The organism is Lutispora saccharofermentans (assembly GCF_024363565.1).
Lineage (GTDB): Bacteria > Bacillota > Clostridia > Lutisporales > Lutisporaceae > Lutispora > Lutispora saccharofermentans.
Window position 1 is genome coordinate 21,864 of record NZ_JAJEKE010000016.1, and the last position, 20,869, is coordinate 42,732.

Genomic DNA, 20,869 nt, shown 5'->3' on the forward strand with positions numbered 1-20,869 from the left:
ATGCATCAGAACCCCTCCAATATATCTCTGCCCTTATCCAGCATAGCATCCAGCAAGTCCTTATTATCCTTTACATGGAGCTTGTCTGTATCAGCCACCAGGGTTTTTCCTGTCAGCTCTGCATTAATGCATTTATAAAACATATCGAGGACCTTAATAGTACAGTCAAAATCTTCATCTGCCATTGTCGAGCCTGCAGTACATATTACATGTCCCAGCCTTTTCTTCCGGCTTATAGGGCTTTTGCCCAGTATATATTTGCCGGACCAAATAGATTGACATCGGTCTATTAATGTTTTCAGACCGGATGATACAGTATTAAAGTATATAGGAGTGGCAGTTATCACTATATCTGCTCTTTCAAAATCTTCATATATGGATTGCATATCATCCTTGATTATGCATTTTGCATCCTTGTAGCAGTGGTCGCAAGCCAGGCAAGGCTTGATCTTCAGCGCTGCAACATATAGCTTTTTTACGGATGTGGCCTCCGCTTCCATGCCCTTAAGCAAGGTGTCCAATAGAGTATCGCTATTTTGCCCTCTTCGATGACTGCCATATATAGCAAGGATATTTTTCATAGGAATCCTCCTTCTGCTGTTTGGTATGCAAAGGGACAAAAAGAACCATCCCCGGCATCCTTTTGTCCCTCTATTGCTTTATTATCTGAACCTTATTCTCGATAGTATGAGATATAGCACGGCGACTTCTATTGGCGCCATAATCGCTCTTGCTATTATTCTGGCAGGCAGCAGCACCAAAAATCCTTTCTTCAAAAGTATTGTAAGCCATAAGGTACCTAATCCCAAAGATACCAATAAAGATGTGATCATAATGGTCAATACAATCTTCCAAAGGCTATAATTGGATTTGGTCCTGTAAAATATTAAGCCTGGAATCACTCCCGTGAGCATTGCACTTAAGGTAAACCCCGGGAAGTAAAGGAAACCTCCTCCGCCAAATATGAGCATACCTGCAAGATCTGCAATTGCTCCGGTGAGCCCCCCTATGACAGGACCTAAAAGCGTACCTGCTAATAAAATGGGGATATCCCCGAAGCTTAGCCTGACAGAGCCCCCTACCAGATAAACAGCAAAGAATCTGGTGAGAATAATGCTCATGCCGGCGAGCAATCCTCCGACTGCCATGGACGATGTGCTCAGTCTTCTTTCTGCCTTATTCATAATATTACCTCCTTCTTTAGCTCGACAGGTCACACTAAAGAAGGGTTTGTTCTTCTCTATGTGACAGCGGACGCGATACTGTACCGCAGGTCATACCTTTCGTTTAGCGGCAACTTCCCATCCGTCTAACACTTAACGCACAGTACCTACTCTGTCAGCTATTCATATCATTATATATAATAATATGAGTGATGTAAACAAAATATATTATGCTCCGTTATTTTATATACCCCTTTCCCATAAGCTTCTCTATATGCTGTTTAAGCTTTTCATCCAGGTCGATATTGTAGTTCTCCTCCAGAACATACATCATTGAAACAGCTACTTGTGCCACATCCAATAATTCTTCGGCAATCCTGTCAATGACAACCGATTCTTCCATTCTACATTCTTCACCGTTTAATCCTCTGTATTTGCCTATTAGCTGCGCCAGCTCTCCCGCTTCCTCCATAAGCTTTAAAGCTGTGGATTCTATGCTCGGCTTTAGATTGTTGAGCCTCGGCAAGCTAACATTTCTATATTCTGTTGACCTCATCTGATTACCCCGCTAATATTAAATTTGTCTATTAAACACTTTAACACGATCTTCCAGCGGCATGAACTCCTTATCACCGGCAGGTGCTGTGGGCTTGCCAAAAGGCATCTGAGCGATGAGCTTCCAGTTATTCGGAATATTCCATTGCTTCTTTACCTCACCCTCAATAAGCTCATTATAATGCTGCAATGATGCTCCTAAGCCTTCAAGTTCCAATGAAGTCCATATCACATACTGAAGCATGCCGCAGGATTGCTGGGACCAAATAGGAAAGTTATCCTTATAGCTTGGGAATTGCTGCTGCAGTGATTGAACTATACTGGAATCAATGAAATACAATACTGAACCGTGGCCGGCTCGGAATGAATTTATTTTTGCTTCCGTAGATGCGAACTTATTTTCAGGTACAATCTTTCTCAGGGCTTCCATGGTTATATCCCACAGCTTGTTATGGCTATCTCCCAGCAATAAAATAACCCTTTCACTTTGGGAGTTAAAAGCCGAAGGACTGTGTAAGACGGCTTCCCTTATTACCTCTTGAAGCCTCTCATCAGAAATTGGCGATTCTTTGCTTATCCCATATATGGTTCTTCTTTCTTTCACGGCAGTATAAAAATCTTTTGCCATGTAAATTCATCTCCTTATTTAAATAATCAAAAGTAGTATCTGTACTCGTGTAAAATTTATGAAATCAGCTTTTATTTAAGCTTATTCATCATTGTGTTAAAATTATTCTTAACTCGAATGGAGTTTATAACCCTACCTGGGCCAGAATATATTATCCAGCAGCTTTGCGCTGCTTATGCAAACCCTGCCTGAATAATTATAATTCTCTTATAATTATATCATATCAACACTACCCTCCGAAAGCATATATTTCCATATATGCTGCGGGTCCCTTTTCCTTTGTTTTGCATCTTATGCGTATCTTATGGAAAAGTCCTCATAAATACTGAATACGCTTTTATGAGTAGTCGTTATCTGTTTAAAAATTAGAATTTTCAAATTACCATTGACTTAGCGGCGTCTGTAAGTTATAGTATTAGTGACCCCACTAAGTGAGGTGATTGGTTTGGGGAATAAAAAAATAGGGCGTCCAACTGATAACCCCAAGGATATATCTCTTAAAGTAAGACTTGATAATGATACAGCAAAAAAACTTAACGAATGTGCCAAAGAAATAAATGTATCAAAAGCCGAGATTGTAAGGAGAGGTATCCATAAGTTTCATGACGGCCTCAACAAAAAATAGACGGAAGTGGCGCTCTCCAGGAAAGAAACACGCCACTTCCCAGCCGGCAGCTATCTAAAAGACGGCTCCAGCCTAAATATTATAGCATGGGTTGTGATTTCTTTCAAGATAAGCTGTACAAATTTTGAAAGGAAGTATTATTATGACTAACCAAGAAGAATTAAACAAGCTTGTTTATCAGCAGAATATGAAGGGCTGCGTTTGGCTTTTGAAAAGTTCGGAGGTGCTGGCATGAGCTATATCACTGAAATCTTTGACAGGCTGGATATACAGCACATCCGTGAATTTTTACTGCATGGCGTCGAATGCGTTGAAATTAGCAATAAATCTTATAAACAGCGGATAGAAGATGCCAGTAAATCTGCTATTGAGATGATAGAAAAGAAATTTCCCGAAAGGGATGACTGCGAAAAGATAACAAGCAAGGTTTACAATTATTCCGGCACTATACAGGATGTCTATATGGAAATCGGGATGCAATGCGGTGCAATTCTTGCTATGCAATTGATAGCAAACATGCCGGAAGGAAGACTGAATCACAATTGATATAGGAAAAGCCTGCTAAGCAAAATAAAACCCAGAAACCGTTGTTGTTTCTGGGTTTTTGACATTTTCCATTTTGATAAGATTATCTCTTGCTAAATTGTGGTGCTCTTCTGGCTTTCTTTAAGCCGTATTTCTTTCTTTCCTTCATTCTTGGGTCTCTCGTCAGGAAGCCGGCCTTCTTCAGTACAGGTCTTAATTCCTTGTCAGCTTCCAGCAAAGCTCTTGATATGCCGTGTCTTATTGCGCCGGCCTGACCGGTATAGCCTCCTCCGACAACAGTTGTGAGCACATCAAATCTTCCTACTGTATTTGTTAAAACCAATGGTTGTCTTGTTATAAGCTTAAGGGTTTCCATCCCGAAATAATTGTCAATATCTCTACCATTTATGGTTATTTTCCCATCTCCAGGTACTAGTCTTACTCTGGCAACAGCGTGTTTTCTTCTGCCTGTTCCGTAATATTGAACTTTCGCCACAACTACTTCCTCCTTCCTACATTATATATTGAGTTCGAGCACTTCAGGCTTCTGAGCCTGATGTTCATGTTCCGAACCCTTATATACTTTTAATTTGCTGAACATTTTTCTGCCCAGGCTATTATGAGGAAGCATTCCTTTTACTGCTGCTTCAATGGCCCTTTCAGGTGTGTTGGCCATTATTTTTCTATAAGGAGTCTCTTTCAAGCCTCCCGGATAAAGTGAATGCTTTCTGTACATCTTCTGGTCTAACTTATTGCCTGTAAGAACAATCTTTTCTGCATTTATTATGATTACAAAATCTCCAGTATCAACGTGGGGTGTATATATAGGCTTATGCTTGCCTCTTAAAATTTTTGCAACTTCACTGGCTAATCTTCCAAGGACTTTGCCTTCTGCATCTATAACATACCATTTTCTTTGAACATCTTCGGCTTTTGCCATAAATGACTTCATCCCTATACCTCCTTGCAATAGTTTTTTTCAATCCTCGTAACCCTGTATCGTAGTTACGACTGCAAATACATTACATTATATCTGCACTTATTGAACATATTTAAAAATTAACGTCAAGCTTCAATAAGCGTTAGTTTCGAATCCCACTTAGAAACTTAAAAGCCTTCAAAGCTTCAGTAATATCTGTCTATAATTAAATGTTGTCGATACCCAGATCCGGGGCAGTGGATCAAAATTCGCAACACTAATATTCTAATACAATGCACCAAGTGTGTCAATATATAATTGTCGATTATGCTTAGTCATAGTATACTTTTTCCAAACAAAGCCCATGGGCGGGTACTGTGATTCCGGCCAGCTCTCTGCTGCCTTTTTTAATAATATCCGGAATATCTTCTGTTTTTATTTTCCCGATGCTTGCATAAAGCATGGTTCCGGTTATTATTCTTACCATATTATATAGAAATCCATTGCCATGGTAAGAAATTTTTATATAATCGCCGTCTTCCTGCACTTCTATGCTGTAGATTGTTCTGACTGTGTTTACTACAGTGCTGCCTGCAGACATGCATGACTTAAAATCATGGGTGCCTACAAAATGTGCCGCTGCCTTTTTCATTTCCTGCATGTTCATATGCCTGCCGCAATTCACATGGTATACATAGCTTCTCATTATAGCAGGGGGAAAGAGCCCTCTGTGTATAACATAGCTGTATATCTTGGATTTGGCATCATATCTTGAGTGAAAGCTTTCTGCTGCTTCAGCGGATTCTTTTATTACGATGTCATCTTTCAGAACTGAATTAAGGGCCCATGCAAACTTTTCAGAAGGAATTCTGCTGTTTGTGATGAAATTAGCGGTCTGCCCTCTGGCGTGAACGCCTGCATCAGTCCGGCCTGCTCCAATGAGATTCACATTTTCACCGGTTATTTTCAAAATGGCATTTTGTATCTCTTCCTGAATGGAAGGAGCATTCTTTTGCATTTGCCATCCTTTATAGTTTGTTCCATCATACTCAACAATTATTCTAATATTTCTCATCTTACCAAATATCTGCTCCAGAGTATTGCAGCAAAAAAAACTATTGTGATACATATCGCCGCAAAATCCCGGAATTCAAGGATCAGCTGTTTCATTCTGGTCCTGTTTTCTCCGCCTCTATAGCATCGCGCTTCCATAGCTAATGCCAGTTCGTCAGCCCTCCTGAAGGCACTTATAAAAAGCGGCACCAGTAGAGGAACCATAGCTTTTGCACGGCTTACGATGTTGCCTGTTTCAAAGTCCGCACCTCTGGCCATCTGAGCCTTCATTATCTTATCCGTTTCCTCCAAAAGCGTAGGAATGAATCTCAAGGCGATGGTCATCATCATTGCCAGTTCATGAGCAGGCACTCCGATTATCTTTAAAGGATTCAGCAGCTTTTCTATGCCGTCCGTCAGGGATATGGGAGAGGTAGTCAGAGTAAGCAATGAAGCCCCTGTTATGAGGAATATGAGCCTTAAAGCCATGAATCCGGCTTGTATCAGGCCCTCCTTGGTGATCTTGAGCTTCCATATGCTATAAATAACTTCCCCTTCTGTCATAAAAATATTTAAGGCGACAGTCAAAAGTATTATTGCTATAAGAGGCTTAAGCCCTTTAAAGAGAAGCTTTACAGGTATCTTGGAAAGAGCTACGGACATCACCATAAATGCTAAAACAAACAGATATCCGAAAAACTTATCTATAAAAAACAGTGCGGCAATAAATGCAAAGGTTATTATGATCTTTACTCTCGGGTCCAAGTTGTGGACCGGAGTGTCTCCAGGTATATATTGTCCTATTGTTATATCCTTAAGCATCTTTCTTACCTCTAATCACATTAATAATTGCAGTCTTGGCTTCTTCCACGGAGATGCAGTCTTCTATCGGGAAGCCTTTTTTTCTGAGCTCCCTGATAAGATTTGATACCTGCGGCACTCCGAGGCCGATCCTCTCCAATGTCTCCGCTTCCTTAAATACCTTCCGGGGAGTATCCAAAAACTGAATCTTGCCTTTATTCATGACCAGAATTTTATCAACCAGTTTAGCGATGTCTTCCATGCTGTGGGATACGAGTATGATGGTTATTTTCTCTTTTTTGTGAAGCAATTTTATCTGGTTCAGTATTTCGTCTCTGCCTCTTGGGTCCAAGCCGGCAGTAGGTTCGTCAAGTATCAGCACCTTAGGCTTCATAGCTAATACACCGGCTATTGCCACCCTTCTCTTTTGCCCGCCGCTAAGATCAAAGGGCGATTTGTCCTTGACCTCATCGTATTTCAAGCCGACCAATCCGAGAGAAGCTTTGACTCTCTCTAAAACTTCATCTTCACTTAATTTCAGATTTATAGGCCCGAAAGCTACATCTTTATAAACGGTTTCTTCAAAAAGCTGATGCTCCGGATATTGAAATACCAAGCCTACTTTCTGCCTTATAACCTTTAGAGATGTTTCCTTAGAATTGATATCAATATCATCAATATATATTTTTCCTGAGGTGGGTTTTAACAAACCGTTCAGATGTTGAATCAATGTAGACTTTCCCGAGCCTGTATGGCCGATAAGGCCGATAAAATCACCGTCTTCAATGGTAAAAGATACATTATCCAGAGCAATGTGTTGAAACACCGTGTCTTTCATGTATATATGCACTAAGTTTTCTACTTTAATCGGCATAGTTCCACCACCATTTCCTCAACGGTTAAAATATCAGAGGGTAAATTGATCCCTTCATCGATCAGCATATGAGCAAGCTCAGTGACTTGAGGAACATCAAGACCTATGGCTTTTATTTCTTCAACCTTTGAAAAAACTTCCTTAGGCGTTCCTTGCATCACTACCTGGCCTTCTTCCATAACATATATTCTATCAGCATTTACGGCTTCATCCATATAGTGAGTTATCAATACTATTGTAATATTTTCTTCTTTGTTCAGTTTTTTTATGGTTTCAATAACTTCCTTGCGGCCTGATGGATCAAGCATAGCAGTAGGTTCGTCAAGTATTATGCATCGGGGTTTCATCGCAAGTATGCCTGCTATAGCAATCCTCTGCTTCTGCCCCCCTGATAAAAGGTGAGGGCTGTGCTTCCTGTATTCAAACATATCAACAGTAAGGAGAGCCTCGTCCACTCTTTTTCTTATATCCTTGGGATCTACGCCCAGGTTCTCGGGGCCGAATGCCACATCCTCTTCAACTATTGTTGCAACGATTTGATTATCAGGATTTTGAAATACCATGCCTGCAGTTTGTCTTATATTCCATAAATTCTTTTCATCTCTTGTATCCATTCCGCTTATGTATACTGCTCCCTCAAAGGGCAATAACAAAGCATTCAAATGCTTGGCAAAGGTAGATTTACCAGAGCCGTTATGGCCCAATACGGCGATAAATTCGCCTTCCTTTACCTCAATATTTATCCCCTTTAAAGCAAAAAAATCGCTGCCTTCATGATTTGAATATTTAAATGTTACATTCTCAGTTTTTATCATATTTAAGATACCCTCTTTAATATTAACAGTATTCTGAAGTTCTACTGTAATAACTCTTTTTAGCAGTTTATGAATCTTAGTTGTTTTAACTGATAAAAGAGTGCATCGTGAAGGAGCTTAGAGTTTGTTAGCGAAGTATAGAACAAGTTGCGTCAACTGTTTGAGCCGAAGCGAGTTTTGACGCAACCCTATACAAGCTTACAAACTCTTAGTCTCGGAGCTTCCGCAATCGTTATCAGTTAGAACAACATAATACATCCATAAAAAACATGGGACTAAGCATAGACTTAATCCCCAGCCCCAATGTAATTATACTAATTCCAATAGTACTACTTCAACACCGTCTCCACGTCTTGGAGCCACCTTTAGTATTCTGGTGTATCCGCCGTTCTTTTCCTTATATTTTGGTGCAATTTCGTCAAACAGTTTCTTAACTACATCTTCTTTAGTTATATATGATAATGCTTGACGTTTAGCATGAAGATCGCCTCTTTTGCCAAGGGTGATCATCTTCTCAGCTATGCTCTGAGTTTCTTTCGCTCTTGTAGCCGTAGTCATGATTTTATCATGCTCTAAAAGGGCGGTAACAAGATTTCTGAGCATTGCTTTTCTTTGATCGCTAGTACGTCCAAGCTTCCTGTATCCTGCCATGACTATACCTCCTTATCGCTTAATCGTCGCTTGGTTTTAAGCTTAAACCTAGTGCCTCTAGTTTTTGCTGAACTTCTTCAAGAGATTTCTTACCCAAATTCCTTACCTTCATCATATCTTCTTCAGTCCTTTGGGTGAGCTCTTCTACAGTATTTATTCCGGCTCTCTTTAAGCAGTTGAAAGATCTGACGGAAAGATCCAATTCCTCGATGGTCATTTCCAATACCTTGTCACGCTTGTCTTCTTCTTTTTCCACCAGTATTTCAACATCCCCTACATGATCGGTAAGAGTAATAAAGAGATTTAAATGCTCGCTCAGTATCTTTGCTCCTAAGCTGGCTGCTTCATCCGGACTGATCGCTCCGTTTGTCCAAATCTCAAGGGTCAGCTTGTCATAATCTGTTCTGTTGCCTACACGGGTATTTTCTACGCTGTAGTTTACCTTCCTGACCGGAGTAAAAATGGAGTCTATAGGTATCACCCCAATAGGTTGGTTAGCCTGTTTGTTCCTTTCAGCCGTAGTATAGCCCCTGCCCTTTTCTACGGTCATTTCCATATATAGCCTTGAGCCTTCGCCCAGTGTAGCTATATACAGATCAGGATTTATTATCTCAATATCCGGATCGGCAGTAATATCAGCAGCTGTTACTATGCCTTCCCCTTGAGCATCAATCTTTATGACCTTGCTGCTGTCTCCATGCATTTTTAATGCAAGATTTTTGATGTTGAGTATTATCTCGACAACATCTTCAGCAACACCGGGAATAGTAGAAAATTCATGCAGTACAGTATCAATCTTTACCTGTGTAACTGCGGCACCGGGAAGAGAGGAAAGAAGTATTCTCCTCAAGGAATTTCCAAGGGTAGTCCCGTTCCCTCTTTCCAAAGGTTCCACCACAAATTTGCCATACTTTGAGTCTTCCGACATTTCTACGCACTCGATTTTCGGCTTTTCTATCTCTATCATCCTATTAAAACCCTCCTTATATTAACCATACTTATATTTTTGCGAGGGTAACTGATTCTAATTCCATTACTTAGAATATAACTCAACAATCAGGTGCTCTTCTATAGGCATATCTATGTCTTCCCTTACCGGAAGTGATATTACCCTTGCTTCCATCATTTCTGCATTGACGGATAACCATTGAGGAGCTGTCTTTGCTGCAGCTGCTTCTGCAAGCTCCTTGAATTTATCTGAACTTTTGCTGCCGGCTTTTACTGCAATCAAGTCATTTAACTCTATTTGATAAGACGGAATGTCAACCTTTTTGCCATTTACAGTGAAATGTCCATGTCTTACAAGCTGTCTTGCTTCGTTTCTTGAATCTCCAAAACCCATTCTGAAAACTACATTGTCAAGCCTCTGTTCAAGGAGTCTCAAGAGGTTTTCACCGGTTACCCCTTTTATTCTTTCAGCTTTTTCAAAGTATAATCTGAACTGGTTTTCTAAAATTCCATATATTCTTCTTACTTTTTGCTTCTCTCTTAATTGAAGTCCGTAGTTGGACATCTTTTTCCTGCTCTGACCATGCTGACCCGGAGCATAATTTCTCCTGGCTATAGAGCATTTGTCAGTGTAGCATCTGTCGCCTTTGAGATAAAGCTTCATGCCTTCTCTTCTGCATAATCTACATACTGCATCGGTATATCTAGCCAATCGTCACACCTCCTGTTTATTAAACTCTTCTACGTTTTGGCGGTCTGCAGCCGTTATGTGGTATGGGAGTAACATCCTTTATCATGCTTACTTCAAGTCCTGCAGCCTGCAATGACCTGATAGCCGCTTCTCTGCCTGATCCAGGTCCCTTAACATAAACTTCAATGGATTTCAATCCATGTTCCATAGCTCCTTTGGCAGCCACCTCCGCAGCCATTTGAGCAGCAAATGGTGTACTCTTTTTCGAGCCTCTGAATCCTAGAGATCCCGCACTGGACCATGAAAGGGCGTTACCTGTTGCATCAGTGAGGGTAACTATTGTATTGTTGAATGTTGACTGGATATGGGCTGCTCCTTTTTCAACATTTTTACGTTCTCTTCTTTTTCTTGTCCTTTTTGCCTTTGGCTTTGCAACCATTAAATTATACCTCCTTTTCTTAGGAAATCATTTTACTTCTTTCTTCTTACTCCGACTGTCCTCTTCGGACCTTTTCTTGTTCTTGCATTCGTCTTAGTTCTTTGTCCTCTTACAGGCAAACCTTTTCTATGACGAACGCCTCTAAAGCAACCGATTTCAACAAGTCTTTTTATGGCTAGTGAAACCTCTCTCTTTAAGTCGCCTTCAACCTTATGGTTTTTATCTATTGCTTCTCTCAATCTTCCTACTTCAGCTTCAGTAAGGTCTTTAACCCTTGTGTCGGGGTTAACACCGGCTTCAGCTAAAACCTTGTTTGATGTTTTTCTACCAATTCCATATATATAAGTGAGGCCTATTTCTACTCTCTTTTCCCTCGGTAAGTCAACACCGGCGATTCTTGCCATTAATCTCTACACCTCCAACTGTATGTTAAATCTAATATATGAAAATCCGCTGAGGGCACCTAAAAGATGCAGCCGCTCCCTCAGGAGGATTTTAACCTTGTTTCTGCTTGTGCTTGGGGTTTTCGCAGATTATCATAACTCTGCCTTTTCTTTTTATTACTTTGCACTTTTCGCATATAGGTTTTACCGATGGTCTAACCTTCATTTTAAACCCTCCTCGATCATTTACCGCGCCATGTGATTCTGCCCCTGGTCAGATCATAGGGCGATAGTTCAACTGTTACTTTATCTCCGGGTAATATTCTGATAAAATTCATTCTTAATTTTCCTGATATATGAGCTAAAATTCTATGCTTATTCTCCAGTTCTACCAGAAAGTTCGCATTTGGCAAGGCTTCTAGAACTTTGCCTTCAACTTCAATTACGTCTTGTTTTGACATAAGGTAATCAGACCTCCTGTTCCTTTTTACTTAAAAGAGCTAAATATTTTTTAATTTCGCAGTCTTCAACTTTTATATTAGAAAGTAGCTTTTCCTTTATTAAATCGGCTATAATACCGGTTGACTTAAGGTGTTTAAACTTCTTTTTCTTAGGTTTATCCACCTTTCTCAAGTCCCCATCTGAAATATAGACATAGTTGTCATCTATTATACTGAGAACGATGAATTTTCTTCCTTCATCTCTTCCTGCAGTTGAATAGACTATCTGACCCGGCTGCATATTCTTCATTGCAATCACCCCAACTATAGCTTTGTCAATATTTCAGGCCCATTGGCAGTTATGACTATTGTGTTCTCGTAATGTGCTGAAAGACTTCCGTCTGATGTGACCACTGTCCATCCGTCAGAAAGAGTTCTCACATGAAACTTTCCTTCATTTATCATAGGTTCAATAGCCAATGTCAATCCGGCTGTTAGTCTAGGCCCTCTTTTAGGCAGGCCGTAATTAGGTACTTGAGGATCCTCATGCATATTTTTGCCGATCCCGTGGCCTACAAGGGATCTTACAACTGAAAATCCGTTGGACTCAACATGTACTTGTATAGCGTGGGATATATCCTGAAGCCTGTTGCCCTCCTGGGCATATTCTATTCCTGCGAAAAAGCTTTCTTCGGCAACTTTTATAAGTCTCTTGGCTTTTTCAGAGCAGTTTCCGACTTCAAAGGTTCTGGCGGCATCTCCGCAGTAGCCATTATAGAATGCTCCAACATCTATTCCAATAATGTCTCCGTCACGTAAAACCCTATGGCCAGGTATTCCATGTACTACCTCTTCATTAACTGAAGCGCACACACTGGCAGGATAACCATTGTATCCCAGAAAGGCGGGTATTCCTCCGCTTTTCTTAATATGCTCCTCTGCCAGCTGATCTATCTCTTTAGTAGTAATTCCAGGTTGGATTACCTCTTTCATCTTTTCAAGAACTTCGGCAACTATTCTTCCTGCCGACCTCATGATTTCAATTTCTCTATCTGACTTAATATACATAGGCTTACTCCAAAGCTTTGCATATTTCTGCAAATACAGTATCGGTATCTGCTTCGCCGTCTATGGTTTTCAGCATGCCTTTTTTCGTATAATAGTCTATGAGAGGTTGTGTCTGATTTTTGTATACTAAAAGTCTATTCTTAACAGTTTCTTCTTTATCGTCATCTCTGGTGTAAAGCTCTCCTCCACACAAATCACAGACATTTTCAGCTTTTGGCTTGTTAAACTTTGAATGGTAGGTGGCTCCGCACTTTCTGCATACCAGTCTTCCGGTGAGCCTGCCTATGAGAACTTCGTCTTCAACTTCAATATTGATGACCCCGTCCAGCTTTATGCCAAGCTTGCTTAATTCTGTTTCCAAAGCATCCGCCTGGTCAACGGTCCTCGGAAAACCGTCTAAAAGGAACCCTTTAGCGCAGTCCTCCTCCACCAGTCTGTCTTTCACAATGTCAACCACCAATTCATCCGGAACCAGAAGACCCTTATCCATATATTCTTTTGCTTTTAAACCTAATTCTGTTTTTTCCTTTAAGTTTTTTCTAAATATGTCGCCTGTAGATATATGGGGTATATTGTATTTTTCTACCAATTTTACAGCCTGTGTACCTTTTCCGGCTCCAGGAGGTCCCAATAATACAATTCTCATTTACATACATCTCCAATCTGCAAATTACTTCAAGAAACCTTGATAATTTCTCATTATCATCTGAGCTTCAATTTGTTTAACAGTTTCCATGGCGACACTCACAACTATAAGCAATGAAGTACTTCCAAAGAATATTTTTATATTGGTAAATGCCATTATGAATATGGGCAATATCGCTATTAAAGCTAAGAAAATGGCACCAACCAATGTTATTCTGGACAATGATCTTTGTATAAAGTCTGAAGTAGGTTTTCCAGGTCTGATGCCGGGTATAAAACCACCGTATTTCTTTATATTGTTGGATACTTCTACGGGATTAAAGGTTACTGCAGTATAGAAGTAAGTGAAACCAATAATCAGCAACGCGTATAGTATTCCATGAAGCCATGTGCCCCATGCGAAATATTTGTTAAAGAAAGCATATGCTCCGCTGCCGGGGAAGAATCCTACGATCTGCTTCGGGAATTCAATTATTGACATTGCAAATATTACTGGTATAACTCCTGCCTGATTTACTTTAAGAGGAATATGTGAGCTCTGCCCACCATACATTTTCCTTCCGACTACTCTTTTTGCATATTGCACTGGTATTCTTCTCTGGCCTTCCTGTATCATGACAACACCCATGATAATGATTATAGCTAATATTACAAAGCCTATGATCTCAAATATTGAAGCTGTTTTGGCCTTGTATAGCTGAAATATCTGGTTTGCGCCAACAGGGATTCTGGATACAATACCTGCAAATATTATAAGGGATATACCGTTTCCTACTCCCTTTTCTGTTATGAGTTCTCCCAACCACATCAAGAAAGCTGTTCCAGCAGTAAGTGATAAAGCAACTAAAGTAACAGACATGAAATCTGTTTTAAGGAGATATCCCTTTAATCCTATACTTAAGGCCGTTGCCTGTATCAATGCTAATACAACAGTTCCGTATCTTGTATATTGTGCTATTTTCTTTCTTCCCTCTTCTCCCTCTTTTGCAAGAGCTTCGAGGCTTGGTATAGCGATAGTCAACAACTGCATTATAATAGAGGCGTTAATATATGGTGTTATGTTCATTGCAAATATTGCAAAATTCTTAAATGCTCCACCAGAAATCACATCAAAGAAGCCCAGTAATCCGCCTGATTCAATCAGACTGGCTAGAGCTTCCGTATTCATCCCGGGTACAGGGATAAAGCTTCCTAATCTGAATACTACAAGCATTAAAAGGGTGAATATCATCCTTTTCCTGAGATCCGGTATTTTCCATGCATTTCTAATAGTATTGAACACCTTAAATCACCTCTACCTTTCCTCCTGATGCTGTTATCTTCTCCTCTGCAGTCTTACTAAACTTATGAGCCTTAACTGTTAGCTGTTTGTTTAAGTCGCCATTTCCTAATATTTTGATCCCGCTTTTTTCTGCTTTAACCAATCCAACTGCTTTTAAGTCTTCAGGAGTGACTACAGCTCCGCTCTCAAAAACATCTAGATCGCTTACATTAACTATAGCATATTCTTTTCTGAATATATTGGTAAATCCTACTTTAGGAAGTCTTCTATACAAAGGCATCTGGCCGCCTTCAAAACCTATTCTTACACCGCCGCCTGAACGAGAGCCTTGCCCTTTTTGTCCTCTGCCGCCGGTTTTTCCTTGACCGCTGGCTGTGCCTCTGCCTCTTCTTTTTCTTTCTCTTGTAGAACCTTCAGCAGGTTTTAGTTCATGTAATTTCATGGCTGTTTACACCTCCTTTACTATATTTCCTCAACTTCCAACAAGAATGATACCTTGCTTATCATCCCTCTTATCTGAGGAGTATCATCTTGTTCAACTATGCTGTTCAATTTTTTCAAGCCTAATGCTTTTACTGTATCTATCTGATCTTTTTTTCTGCCGATTATGCTCTTAACCAGCTTTATTCTTATTTTAGCCAAGGTACTTCCCCCCTAACCTAGTATCTCTTCAACTGTTTTCCCGCGCAGTTCAGCAACTTCTTCTGCTGTCTTGAGGGATGAGAGGCCTTCTATTGTTGCGTTGACCATATTTCTAGGGTTATTGGATCTCAAGGATTTTGTTCTTATATCCCTGATACCCGCCAATTCCAGAACCGACCTTACTGGTCCGCCTGCTATAACTCCGGTACCTTCAGCAGCAGGCATTAAAAGCACTCTTCCTGAGCCTGATTTTCCTATCACTTCATGAGGAATTGTAGTTCCTACAATAGGCACCTTTATCATATTCTTTTTAGCATCTTCTATGCCTTTTTTTATTGCATCCGGAATTTCTATCGATTTTCCAGTTCCCACGCCTACATAGCCGTTTCCGTCTCCGACTACAACAATCGCACTGAATCGAAAGTTTCTTCCGCCTTTAACAACCTTAGCAACTCTGTTTATGGCAACAACCTTTTCTTTAAGGTCTAACTTGCCGGCATCAATTGGCTGCATTAAATTCCCTCCTTATCTTTAAAATTCAAGTCCTGCTTCTCTAGCTGCACTGGCAAGTTCCATAACTCTACCATGATAAATATAACCGCCTCTATCGAATACGACCTGCTTAATCCCTGCTTCAATGGCTTTTTTAGCAACCAACTCGCCTACTGCCTTTGCAGTTTCCTTATTGCCGCCATTTGCGAACTTTTCCTTAACATCTTTGTCAAGGCTTGAAGCAGCGACTAATGTAACACCTGAATCATCGTTTATTATCTGTGCATATATATTGTTAAGACTCCTGAATACATTGAGTCTCGGTCTTTCAGCAGTTCCAAAAACCTTTGTTCTAACTCTTAAATGTCTTTTCTTTCTCAAGTCATTTTTACTGGCTTTTGTGATCAATCTGAGTCACCTCTTTCCATTATTTCTTACCGGTTTTGCCTTCCTTGCGTCTTACATGCTCATAGCTGTATTTGATACCCTTCCCAAGATATGGCTCAGGCTCTCTGACAGCCCTGATGTTTGCCGCATGTGTCCCAACCAATTCTTTGTCAATTCCCTTTATGATTATTTTGTTGGGAGCGGGTACTTCTGTTGTGATACCTTCCGGATCAACAAACTCTACGGGGTGTGAATATCCAATAGTCAAAGTCAGCTTATTGCCTTGCTTTGCTGCTCTATATCCAACTCCGTTTATTTCAAGAGTCTTTTCATAGCCCTTGCTTACTCCCTCCACCATGTTGTGGATAAGAGCTCTCGTCAAGCCGTGCAAGGCTCTATGCTCTTTTTCATCTGTCGGCCTTTTTACTGTAAGAACCCCATTATCAACTTCTATGATCATGTCTTCGTTAAGCTTCTTATGAAGCTGTCCTTTGGGCCCTTTTACAGTCAATGCATTTTTTGCATCTATTTTAACTTCAACTCCCTGAGGAATTGATACAGGTAGTTTACCTATCCTAGACATTTTTCCACCTCCTGTTATGAAGATCTGCTACCATACGTAGCAAAGTACTTCTCCGCCCAAACCTTCCAGTCTGGCATTCTTATCAGTCATGATTCCCTTTGAAGTTGATATTATAGCTATGCCTAAGCCGCCTAATACCTTGGGAACTTCATCTCTCTTAGCATAAACCCTCAACCCGGGCTTGCTTATTCTCTTGAGTCCGGTGATAACTTTGCCTTTGTTGGGAGTATACTTTAATGTGATTCTGATCATACCCTGTGCGCCATCATCAATTATCTCAAAGGATTTTATATATCCTTCTTCTAAAAGAATCTCGGCCATAGCCTTTTTTATATTTGATAAAGGAACATCGACTGTGTGATGTTTTACAGTGTTTGCGTTCCTTATTCTTGTTAGCATATCAGCAATTGGGTCGCATATAACCATATTTCTTACCTCCTTTACGATAACGCTTACCAGCTGGCTTTTTTCACTCCTGGTATCTGTCCTTTGTACGCTAATTCCCTAAAACATATACGGCAAATTCCGAATTTTCTTAAGTATCCGTGGGGTCTGCCGCAAATCTTGCATCTATTGTAAGCCCTGGTAGAGAACTTCGGAGTTCTTTGTTGCTTTAACATCATAGATTTTTTTGCCACATTTTTCCCTCCTATCCACTAAATTGCATAAGGCATTCCGAGGAGTTTCAGCAGTTCTCTTGCCTCTTCATCGGTATTTGCAGTTGTAACAAAAATTATGTCCATTCCTCTGATTTGATCCACTTTATCATATTCAATTTCCGGGAAAATAAGTTGTTCTTTTATGCCCAGTGCGTAATTTCCCCTGCCGTCGAAGGATTTTGTAGATAAACCTCTGAAGTCTCTTACTCTGGGTAATGAAACGTTGAATAGCTTATCAACAAATTCAAACATTCTGTCTCCTCTTAAAGTTACTTTAGCACCGATATTCATACCTTTTCTAACTTTAAAAGCAGCAACTGATTTCTTAGCCTTTACTACTACCGGTCTCTGACCTGCTATCAAAGCTAATTCCGATACGGCAGCATCAAGACCCTTTGCATTGTCCTTAGTATTTCCCAAACCCATGTTCAAAACAACCTTTTCAAGCTTTGGGATCTGCATTACGCTTTTATATTGAAACTTCTGCATCATAGCAGGAGCTACTTCATTCAAGTACTTTTCTTTAAGCCTAGCCAATTATTTTACCTCCTTTCAGAGCCTTTTATTTATCTAACATGTCACTGCAGCTCTTGCAGTATCTTACTTTTGTTCCATCTTGCAATATTCTCTTGCCTGCTCTTACACCTTTTTTGCACTTATCGCACCAAAGCATAACTTTGGAAGCAAATATAGGTGATTCCTGGTGTATTATGCCGCCTTGCTGAACTTTTTGAGATGGTTTCTTGTGCTTAGTGCTCATGTTTACGCCTTCCACTATCACCTTGCCGTCCTTTGGAAGTCCAACAAGCACCTTTGCCTTTTTGCCTTTATCTTTACCGGAGATTACGACTACTGTATCTCCCTTTTTTACATGCAATTTTTTAGCTTCCATAATGCCACCTCCTTTAGAGCACTTCAGGTGCTAAGGATATGATCTTCATAAAGTCTTTTTCCCTAAGCTCCCTTGCAACAGGTCCGAATATACGGGTTCCCTTTGGTTGCTTGTCATCTTTTATTATAACGGCTGCATTTTCATCAAACTTTATATAGCTGCCGTCCGGTCTTCTTAAACCCTTCTTGCTTCTAACTATTACGGCTTTTACAACCTCGCCTTTTTTAACAACACCACCTGGCGTTGCATCTTTAACAGAAGCAATTATTATATCTCCAATGTTTCCATATCTCCTCAATGAACCGCCTACTACGCGAATGCACAATAGTTCCTTTGCGCCCGAATTGTCTGCTACTCTTAAGCGCGATTCTTGTTGAATCATTCAAAACCCTCCTTTCGGAATTTACTTTGCTCTCTCAATTATCTCAACAAGTCTCCATCTTTTCTCTTTGCTTAAAGGCCTTGTTTCCATTATTGTAACTCTATCGCCAATTTTGCACTCGTTGTTTTCATCATGAGCTTTAAATTTTGTTGTTCTCTTTATTGATTTTTTATATAACGGATGTCGCACCAGCGTCTCAATGGCAACAACTATTGTTTTATCCATCTTATCGCTAACTACTTTTCCGGTCCTTGTCTTTCTGTTACCTCTTTCCACAGACTAAACCTCCTCTCGACTATTTGTTCTCTACAGCTTTGAGTTCCTTTTCCCTGAGAATAGTCTTTACACGTGCAATGGACTTTTTAACATCTCTGACTTTCATAGGGTTTTCCAACTGACCGGTAGCCATTTGAAATCTTAAATTGAAAAGTTCACCTTTGAGTTCTAAAAGCTTTTGTTCTAGTTCGTTTGATGACATTTCTCGGATCTTATTAGCCTTCATTACCTTCACCCACTTCCTCAGTTTCCTGACGGGTTACGAATTTGCACTTTACGGGCAGTTTATGCATAGCCAGTCTCATAGCCTCTCGTGCAACCTCCTCAGATACACCCGCAATTTCAAATAATACTCTTCCCGGTTTTACTACCGCTACCCAGTATTCTGGTGAACCCTTTCCCGAACCCATACGAGTTTCAGCAGGTTTTTCTGTAACCGGCTTGTCAGGGAATATCTTTATCCAAACCTGACCGCCTCTTTTTATATATCTTGTCATGGCAATTCTGGCAGCTTCTATCTGATTGCTTGTGATCCAAGCAGGCTCAACAGCCTTCAATCCATATTCACCATATGTTATGGTATTGCCTCTCAAGGCTTTACCTGCCATTTTGCCTCTCATTTGCTTACGACGTTTAACTCTTTTTGGCATCAACATATTATTCTACTCCTCCTTCCTCAACTACTTTCTTAGCTTCTGGAAGTACCTCCCCTTTGTATATCCAAACCTTCACACCTATTCTTCCGTAGGTGGTGTGAGCTTCCGCAAAGCCATAATCAATGTCAGCCCTCAATGTCTGAAGTGGTATAGTACCTTCTCTGTACCATTCGCTTCTGGCAATTTCGGCTCCTCCAAGTCTTCCTGAAGTCATAGCCTTTATTCCCTTTGCACCGCTTCTCATTGTTCTTTGCATTGACTGCTTCATGGCTCTCCTGAAGGATATTCTCTTCTCTAATTGAGCAGCTATATTTTCTGCTACCAATTGAGCATCAAGCTCAGGTACTTTTATTTCTGATATATTTATTGAAACGCTTTTATTGTTTACAAGCTTTTCAACTTCTTTTCTAAGAGCTTCAATGCCTGCTCCGCCCTTGCCGATAACCATGCCCGGTTTTGCTGTGAATATGTTAAGCTTAACCTTGTTAGCGGTTCTTTCAATCTCTATCTTTGATATGCCTGAAGCAAACAGCTTTTTCTTTAAAAATTCTCTTACTTTATTGTCTTCTATTAAAAGGTCTGAAAAATCCTTATCATTTGCATACCATTTAGAATCCCAGTCCTTTATTATGCCCACTCTAAGTCCGTGTGGATTTACCTTTTGGCCCACTAAGAATCCCTCCTTCTTTATTCTTTTTCTGATACAACAAGTGTTATATGACTGGTCCTCTTCAATATTCTAACACCACGGCCTTTTGCACTTGCCATAAATCTTTTGAGTGTAGGTCCTTGAGTTGCGTAGGCCTCAGAAATATATAGCTTATCAACATCCATGTTGTGATTGTTCTCAGCGTTTGCAACTGCTGACTTTAACAGCTTTTCCAGTATTACAGATGCAGCTTTTGGAGTATGCTTTAATATGGCAAAAGCTTCACCCACTTTTTTCCCTCTGATCAAATCAATTACTATATTGACTTTCCTTGAGGAAATTCTTATATATTTAGCAACTGCTCTTGCTTCCACGGGATGTACCTCCTTCCGTATTAGGATTATTATTTAAGTGAAGTTGATTTTTCTGTATGATTGCCATGTCCTCTGAAGGTTCTGGTAGGCGCGAATTCCCCAAGCTTGTGTCCCACCATGTCTTCAACAATATAAACCGGAACATGCTTCCTTCCATCATGAACAGCAATAGTATGGCCTACCATTTCCGGGAATATTGTGGAGCTTCTTGACCATGTTTTCAGAACAACTTTCTTGCCGGATTTATTCATTTCAACTATTCTCTTAAATAGTTTTTCTTCTACAAAAGGCCCCTTCTTAATCGATCTACTCATTAATTTGCCTCCTTCCCAACTATTTTGTTGCGACTGCGGGTTATGTAAAAACCTAACT

The 20,869-nt window shown here is 40.2% G+C and carries 39 protein-coding genes and 1 riboswitch; of the genes, 2 read left to right on the forward strand and 37 right to left on the reverse strand.

Features of this window, described 5'->3' with window-relative positions; translation table 11 throughout:
* Positions 1-5 precede the first annotated feature (5 nt).
* The 4 genes from LJD61_RS15320 to LJD61_RS15335 all read right to left on the reverse strand — a co-directional run bounded on the left by LJD61_RS15320 (position 6) and on the right by LJD61_RS15335 (position 2,346).
* Positions 6-581, reverse strand: a complete 576-nt coding sequence (locus LJD61_RS15320) for a flavodoxin family protein (protein ID WP_255228421.1) — start codon at positions 579-581, stop codon at positions 6-8.
* A gap of 81 nt (positions 582-662) precedes the next feature.
* Positions 663-1,184, reverse strand: coding sequence for a folate family ECF transporter S component (locus LJD61_RS15325; protein ID WP_255228422.1), 522 nt, complete (start codon positions 1,182-1,184; stop codon positions 663-665).
* A gap of 62 nt (positions 1,185-1,246) precedes the next feature.
* Positions 1,247-1,340: riboswitch (THF riboswitch) on the reverse strand.
* Between the two features lie 61 nt (positions 1,341-1,401).
* Complete coding sequence (locus LJD61_RS15330; RefSeq protein WP_255228423.1) at positions 1,402-1,719, reverse strand: MazG-like family protein; 318 nt, start codon at positions 1,717-1,719, stop codon at positions 1,402-1,404.
* An 18-nt stretch (positions 1,720-1,737) separates the two neighbouring features.
* Entirely contained in the window at positions 1,738-2,346 is a 609-nt protein-coding gene (locus tag LJD61_RS15335; protein WP_255228424.1) for a nitroreductase family protein, read from the reverse strand.
* A gap of 436 nt (positions 2,347-2,782) precedes the next feature.
* Between LJD61_RS15335 and LJD61_RS15340 the strand changes: the two genes are divergently transcribed.
* Both LJD61_RS15340 and LJD61_RS15345 read left to right on the forward strand, forming a co-directional pair.
* The gene (locus LJD61_RS15340; RefSeq protein ID WP_255228513.1) at positions 2,783-2,971 is read left to right on the forward strand and encodes a ribbon-helix-helix domain-containing protein; all 189 of its coding nucleotides are present in this window, start codon (positions 2,783-2,785) and stop codon (positions 2,969-2,971) included.
* Between the two features lie 231 nt (positions 2,972-3,202).
* Entirely contained in the window at positions 3,203-3,517 is a 315-nt protein-coding gene (locus LJD61_RS15345; protein WP_255228425.1) for a hypothetical protein, read from the forward strand.
* An 82-nt stretch (positions 3,518-3,599) separates the two neighbouring features.
* Here the strand turns inward: LJD61_RS15345 and rpsI are convergent, their stop codons facing one another.
* The 33 genes from rpsI to rpsS all read right to left on the reverse strand — a co-directional run bounded on the left by rpsI (position 3,600) and on the right by rpsS (position 20,811).
* On the reverse strand, positions 3,600-3,992 hold the full coding sequence (rpsI, locus tag LJD61_RS15350; protein WP_255228426.1) for a 30S ribosomal protein S9: 393 nt from the start codon (positions 3,990-3,992) through the stop codon (positions 3,600-3,602).
* A gap of 21 nt (positions 3,993-4,013) precedes the next feature.
* Positions 4,014-4,448 carry a 50S ribosomal protein L13 gene (gene rplM / locus LJD61_RS15355; RefSeq protein WP_255228427.1) on the reverse strand — a complete coding sequence of 145 codons (435 nt, stop codon included), beginning with the start codon at positions 4,446-4,448 and terminating at the stop codon, positions 4,014-4,016.
* Positions 4,449-4,746: 298 nt separating this feature from the next.
* Positions 4,747-5,490, reverse strand: coding sequence for a tRNA pseudouridine(38-40) synthase TruA (gene truA / locus LJD61_RS15360; RefSeq protein ID WP_255228428.1), 744 nt, complete (start codon positions 5,488-5,490; stop codon positions 4,747-4,749).
* The gene (locus LJD61_RS15365) at positions 5,487-6,290 is read right to left on the reverse strand and encodes an energy-coupling factor transporter transmembrane component T family protein (protein ID WP_255228429.1); all 804 of its coding nucleotides are present in this window, start codon (positions 6,288-6,290) and stop codon (positions 5,487-5,489) included. Before LJD61_RS15365 ends, truA begins: the two co-directional genes overlap by 4 nt.
* Positions 6,283-7,143, reverse strand: a complete 861-nt coding sequence (locus LJD61_RS15370) for an energy-coupling factor transporter ATPase (protein WP_255228430.1) — start codon at positions 7,141-7,143, stop codon at positions 6,283-6,285. The genes LJD61_RS15365 and LJD61_RS15370 overlap by 8 nt, the downstream gene beginning before the upstream one ends.
* The gene (locus LJD61_RS15375; RefSeq protein WP_255228431.1) at positions 7,128-7,958 is read right to left on the reverse strand and encodes an energy-coupling factor transporter ATPase; all 831 of its coding nucleotides are present in this window, start codon (positions 7,956-7,958) and stop codon (positions 7,128-7,130) included. The genes LJD61_RS15370 and LJD61_RS15375 overlap by 16 nt, the downstream gene beginning before the upstream one ends.
* Before the next feature lie 309 nt (positions 7,959-8,267).
* The gene (gene rplQ, locus LJD61_RS15380; RefSeq protein WP_255228432.1) at positions 8,268-8,609 is read right to left on the reverse strand and encodes a 50S ribosomal protein L17; all 342 of its coding nucleotides are present in this window, start codon (positions 8,607-8,609) and stop codon (positions 8,268-8,270) included.
* Positions 8,610-8,628: 19 nt separating this feature from the next.
* Positions 8,629-9,576, reverse strand: a complete 948-nt coding sequence (locus LJD61_RS15385; protein WP_255228433.1) for a DNA-directed RNA polymerase subunit alpha — start codon at positions 9,574-9,576, stop codon at positions 8,629-8,631.
* 66 nt (positions 9,577-9,642) lie between these two features.
* A complete protein-coding gene (gene rpsD / locus LJD61_RS15390; RefSeq protein ID WP_255228434.1) occupies positions 9,643-10,269 on the reverse strand; it encodes a 30S ribosomal protein S4 in 627 nt (208 codons plus the stop codon).
* A 19-nt stretch (positions 10,270-10,288) separates the two neighbouring features.
* Positions 10,289-10,687: a 30S ribosomal protein S11 gene (gene rpsK, locus LJD61_RS15395; RefSeq protein WP_255228435.1), complete on the reverse strand. Its 399-nt coding sequence runs from the start codon at positions 10,685-10,687 to the stop codon at positions 10,289-10,291.
* 32 nt (positions 10,688-10,719) lie between these two features.
* Positions 10,720-11,091: a 30S ribosomal protein S13 gene (gene rpsM / locus LJD61_RS15400; RefSeq protein ID WP_255228436.1), complete on the reverse strand. Its 372-nt coding sequence runs from the start codon at positions 11,089-11,091 to the stop codon at positions 10,720-10,722.
* Positions 11,092-11,182: 91 nt separating this feature from the next.
* Positions 11,183-11,296, reverse strand: coding sequence for a 50S ribosomal protein L36 (gene rpmJ / locus LJD61_RS15405; RefSeq protein ID WP_015617468.1), 114 nt, complete (start codon positions 11,294-11,296; stop codon positions 11,183-11,185).
* Between the two features lie 16 nt (positions 11,297-11,312).
* Positions 11,313-11,531 (reverse strand): translation initiation factor IF-1, encoded by a 219-nt coding sequence (gene infA, locus LJD61_RS15410; RefSeq protein WP_255228437.1) that lies wholly within the window; start codon positions 11,529-11,531, stop codon positions 11,313-11,315.
* A gap of 7 nt (positions 11,532-11,538) precedes the next feature.
* Entirely contained in the window at positions 11,539-11,820 is a 282-nt protein-coding gene (locus tag LJD61_RS15415; RefSeq protein ID WP_255228438.1) for a KOW domain-containing RNA-binding protein, read from the reverse strand.
* 14 nt (positions 11,821-11,834) lie between these two features.
* The gene (gene map, locus LJD61_RS15420; RefSeq protein WP_255228439.1) at positions 11,835-12,578 is read right to left on the reverse strand and encodes a type I methionyl aminopeptidase; all 744 of its coding nucleotides are present in this window, start codon (positions 12,576-12,578) and stop codon (positions 11,835-11,837) included.
* A gap of 4 nt (positions 12,579-12,582) precedes the next feature.
* Positions 12,583-13,224 (reverse strand): adenylate kinase, encoded by a 642-nt coding sequence (locus tag LJD61_RS15425; protein WP_255228440.1) that lies wholly within the window; start codon positions 13,222-13,224, stop codon positions 12,583-12,585.
* 24 nt (positions 13,225-13,248) lie between these two features.
* Positions 13,249-14,505 carry a preprotein translocase subunit SecY gene (secY, locus tag LJD61_RS15430; protein ID WP_255228441.1) on the reverse strand — a complete coding sequence of 419 codons (1,257 nt, stop codon included), beginning with the start codon at positions 14,503-14,505 and terminating at the stop codon, positions 13,249-13,251.
* A 1-nt stretch (position 14,506) separates the two neighbouring features.
* Positions 14,507-14,947 carry a 50S ribosomal protein L15 gene (gene rplO / locus LJD61_RS15435; protein WP_255228442.1) on the reverse strand — a complete coding sequence of 147 codons (441 nt, stop codon included), beginning with the start codon at positions 14,945-14,947 and terminating at the stop codon, positions 14,507-14,509.
* A 20-nt stretch (positions 14,948-14,967) separates the two neighbouring features.
* A complete protein-coding gene (gene rpmD / locus LJD61_RS15440) occupies positions 14,968-15,147 on the reverse strand; it encodes a 50S ribosomal protein L30 (RefSeq protein ID WP_255228443.1) in 180 nt (59 codons plus the stop codon).
* A 12-nt stretch (positions 15,148-15,159) separates the two neighbouring features.
* Positions 15,160-15,660: a 30S ribosomal protein S5 gene (gene rpsE, locus LJD61_RS15445; RefSeq protein ID WP_255228444.1), complete on the reverse strand. Its 501-nt coding sequence runs from the start codon at positions 15,658-15,660 to the stop codon at positions 15,160-15,162.
* An 18-nt stretch (positions 15,661-15,678) separates the two neighbouring features.
* Complete coding sequence (rplR, locus tag LJD61_RS15450) at positions 15,679-16,047, reverse strand: 50S ribosomal protein L18 (protein ID WP_255228445.1); 369 nt, start codon at positions 16,045-16,047, stop codon at positions 15,679-15,681.
* A gap of 19 nt (positions 16,048-16,066) precedes the next feature.
* Positions 16,067-16,609: a 50S ribosomal protein L6 gene (gene rplF, locus LJD61_RS15455; RefSeq protein ID WP_255228446.1), complete on the reverse strand. Its 543-nt coding sequence runs from the start codon at positions 16,607-16,609 to the stop codon at positions 16,067-16,069.
* A gap of 27 nt (positions 16,610-16,636) precedes the next feature.
* Entirely contained in the window at positions 16,637-17,035 is a 399-nt protein-coding gene (gene rpsH / locus LJD61_RS15460; protein ID WP_255228447.1) for a 30S ribosomal protein S8, read from the reverse strand.
* A gap of 26 nt (positions 17,036-17,061) precedes the next feature.
* Positions 17,062-17,247, reverse strand: coding sequence for a type Z 30S ribosomal protein S14 (locus tag LJD61_RS15465; protein WP_255228448.1), 186 nt, complete (start codon positions 17,245-17,247; stop codon positions 17,062-17,064).
* An 18-nt stretch (positions 17,248-17,265) separates the two neighbouring features.
* On the reverse strand, positions 17,266-17,805 hold the full coding sequence (gene rplE / locus LJD61_RS15470) for a 50S ribosomal protein L5 (protein WP_255228449.1): 540 nt from the start codon (positions 17,803-17,805) through the stop codon (positions 17,266-17,268).
* Between the two features lie 25 nt (positions 17,806-17,830).
* Positions 17,831-18,160 (reverse strand): 50S ribosomal protein L24, encoded by a 330-nt coding sequence (rplX, locus tag LJD61_RS15475; protein ID WP_255228450.1) that lies wholly within the window; start codon positions 18,158-18,160, stop codon positions 17,831-17,833.
* 13 nt (positions 18,161-18,173) lie between these two features.
* Positions 18,174-18,542, reverse strand: a complete 369-nt coding sequence (rplN, locus tag LJD61_RS15480) for a 50S ribosomal protein L14 (RefSeq protein WP_255228451.1) — start codon at positions 18,540-18,542, stop codon at positions 18,174-18,176.
* Positions 18,543-18,563: 21 nt separating this feature from the next.
* Entirely contained in the window at positions 18,564-18,818 is a 255-nt protein-coding gene (gene rpsQ / locus LJD61_RS15485) for a 30S ribosomal protein S17 (RefSeq protein ID WP_255228452.1), read from the reverse strand.
* 19 nt (positions 18,819-18,837) lie between these two features.
* A complete protein-coding gene (gene rpmC / locus LJD61_RS15490) occupies positions 18,838-19,044 on the reverse strand; it encodes a 50S ribosomal protein L29 (protein ID WP_255228453.1) in 207 nt (68 codons plus the stop codon).
* Positions 19,034-19,474, reverse strand: a complete 441-nt coding sequence (gene rplP, locus LJD61_RS15495; protein WP_255228454.1) for a 50S ribosomal protein L16 — start codon at positions 19,472-19,474, stop codon at positions 19,034-19,036. Before rplP ends, rpmC begins: the two co-directional genes overlap by 11 nt.
* Before the next feature lies 1 nt (position 19,475).
* Positions 19,476-20,144 (reverse strand): 30S ribosomal protein S3, encoded by a 669-nt coding sequence (rpsC, locus tag LJD61_RS15500; RefSeq protein ID WP_255228455.1) that lies wholly within the window; start codon positions 20,142-20,144, stop codon positions 19,476-19,478.
* Positions 20,145-20,161: 17 nt separating this feature from the next.
* A complete protein-coding gene (rplV, locus tag LJD61_RS15505) occupies positions 20,162-20,497 on the reverse strand; it encodes a 50S ribosomal protein L22 (RefSeq protein WP_255228456.1) in 336 nt (111 codons plus the stop codon).
* A gap of 29 nt (positions 20,498-20,526) precedes the next feature.
* Positions 20,527-20,811, reverse strand: a complete 285-nt coding sequence (gene rpsS / locus LJD61_RS15510; protein WP_255228457.1) for a 30S ribosomal protein S19 — start codon at positions 20,809-20,811, stop codon at positions 20,527-20,529.
* Positions 20,812-20,869 lie beyond the last annotated feature (58 nt).

Bases quoted from the DNA above. Each gene is read 5' to 3' on its own strand.
- LJD61_RS15325 (WP_255228422.1), bottom strand. From the start codon at position 1,184: ATGAATAAGGCAGAAAGAAGACTGAGCACATCGTCCATGGCAGTCGGA.
- rplX (WP_255228450.1), bottom strand. From the start codon at position 18,160: ATGGAAGCTAAAAAATTGCATGTAAAAAAGGGAGATACAGTAGTCGTA.
- LJD61_RS15425 (WP_255228440.1), bottom strand. From the start codon at position 13,224: ATGAGAATTGTATTATTGGGACCTCCTGGAGCCGGAAAAGGTACACAG.
- LJD61_RS15375 (WP_255228431.1), bottom strand. From the start codon at position 7,958: ATGATAAAAACTGAGAATGTAACATTTAAATATTCAAATCATGAAGGC.
- LJD61_RS15335 (WP_255228424.1), bottom strand. From the start codon at position 2,346: ATGGCAAAAGATTTTTATACTGCCGTGAAAGAAAGAAGAACCATATAT.
- LJD61_RS15415 (WP_255228438.1), bottom strand. From the start codon at position 11,820: ATGAAGAATATGCAGCCGGGTCAGATAGTCTATTCAACTGCAGGAAGA.
- rpmC (WP_255228453.1), bottom strand. From the start codon at position 19,044: ATGAAGGCTAATAAGATCCGAGAAATGTCATCAAACGAACTAGAACAA.
- rplO (WP_255228442.1), bottom strand. From the start codon at position 14,947: ATGAAATTACATGAACTAAAACCTGCTGAAGGTTCTACAAGAGAAAGA.
- LJD61_RS15385 (WP_255228433.1), bottom strand. From the start codon at position 9,576: ATGATAGAGATAGAAAAGCCGAAAATCGAGTGCGTAGAAATGTCGGAA.
- rplM (WP_255228427.1), bottom strand. From the start codon at position 4,448: ATGAAGTCATTTATGGCAAAAGCCGAAGATGTTCAAAGAAAATGGTAT.
- rpsM (WP_255228436.1), bottom strand. From the start codon at position 11,091: ATGGCAAGAATCGCCGGTGTTGACTTACCGAGGGAAAAGAGAGTAGAA.
- infA (WP_255228437.1), bottom strand. From the start codon at position 11,531: ATGTCAAAACAAGACGTAATTGAAGTTGAAGGCAAAGTTCTAGAAGCC.
- rplP (WP_255228454.1), bottom strand. From the start codon at position 19,474: ATGTTGATGCCAAAAAGAGTTAAACGTCGTAAGCAAATGAGAGGCAAA.
- LJD61_RS15365 (WP_255228429.1), bottom strand. From the start codon at position 6,290: ATGCTTAAGGATATAACAATAGGACAATATATACCTGGAGACACTCCG.
- rplQ (WP_255228432.1), bottom strand. From the start codon at position 8,609: ATGGCAGGATACAGGAAGCTTGGACGTACTAGCGATCAAAGAAAAGCA.
- LJD61_RS15320 (WP_255228421.1), bottom strand. From the start codon at position 581: ATGAAAAATATCCTTGCTATATATGGCAGTCATCGAAGAGGGCAAAAT.
- rpsH (WP_255228447.1), bottom strand. From the start codon at position 17,035: ATGGTTATATGCGACCCAATTGCTGATATGCTAACAAGAATAAGGAAC.
- rplF (WP_255228446.1), bottom strand. From the start codon at position 16,609: ATGTCTAGGATAGGTAAACTACCTGTATCAATTCCTCAGGGAGTTGAA.
- rpmJ (WP_015617468.1), bottom strand. From the start codon at position 11,296: ATGAAGGTTAGACCATCGGTAAAACCTATATGCGAAAAGTGCAAAGTA.
- LJD61_RS15330 (WP_255228423.1), bottom strand. From the start codon at position 1,719: ATGAGGTCAACAGAATATAGAAATGTTAGCTTGCCGAGGCTCAACAAT.
- rplN (WP_255228451.1), bottom strand. From the start codon at position 18,542: ATGATTCAACAAGAATCGCGCTTAAGAGTAGCAGACAATTCGGGCGCA.
- rpsK (WP_255228435.1), bottom strand. From the start codon at position 10,687: ATGGTTGCAAAGCCAAAGGCAAAAAGGACAAGAAAAAGAAGAGAACGT.
- LJD61_RS15345 (WP_255228425.1), top strand. From the start codon at position 3,203: ATGAGCTATATCACTGAAATCTTTGACAGGCTGGATATACAGCACATC.
- LJD61_RS15370 (WP_255228430.1), bottom strand. From the start codon at position 7,143: ATGCCGATTAAAGTAGAAAACTTAGTGCATATATACATGAAAGACACG.
- map (WP_255228439.1), bottom strand. From the start codon at position 12,578: ATGTATATTAAGTCAGATAGAGAAATTGAAATCATGAGGTCGGCAGGA.
- rpsS (WP_255228457.1), bottom strand. From the start codon at position 20,811: ATGAGTAGATCGATTAAGAAGGGGCCTTTTGTAGAAGAAAAACTATTT.
- truA (WP_255228428.1), bottom strand. From the start codon at position 5,490: ATGAGAAATATTAGAATAATTGTTGAGTATGATGGAACAAACTATAAA.
- rpsE (WP_255228444.1), bottom strand. From the start codon at position 15,660: ATGCAGCCAATTGATGCCGGCAAGTTAGACCTTAAAGAAAAGGTTGTT.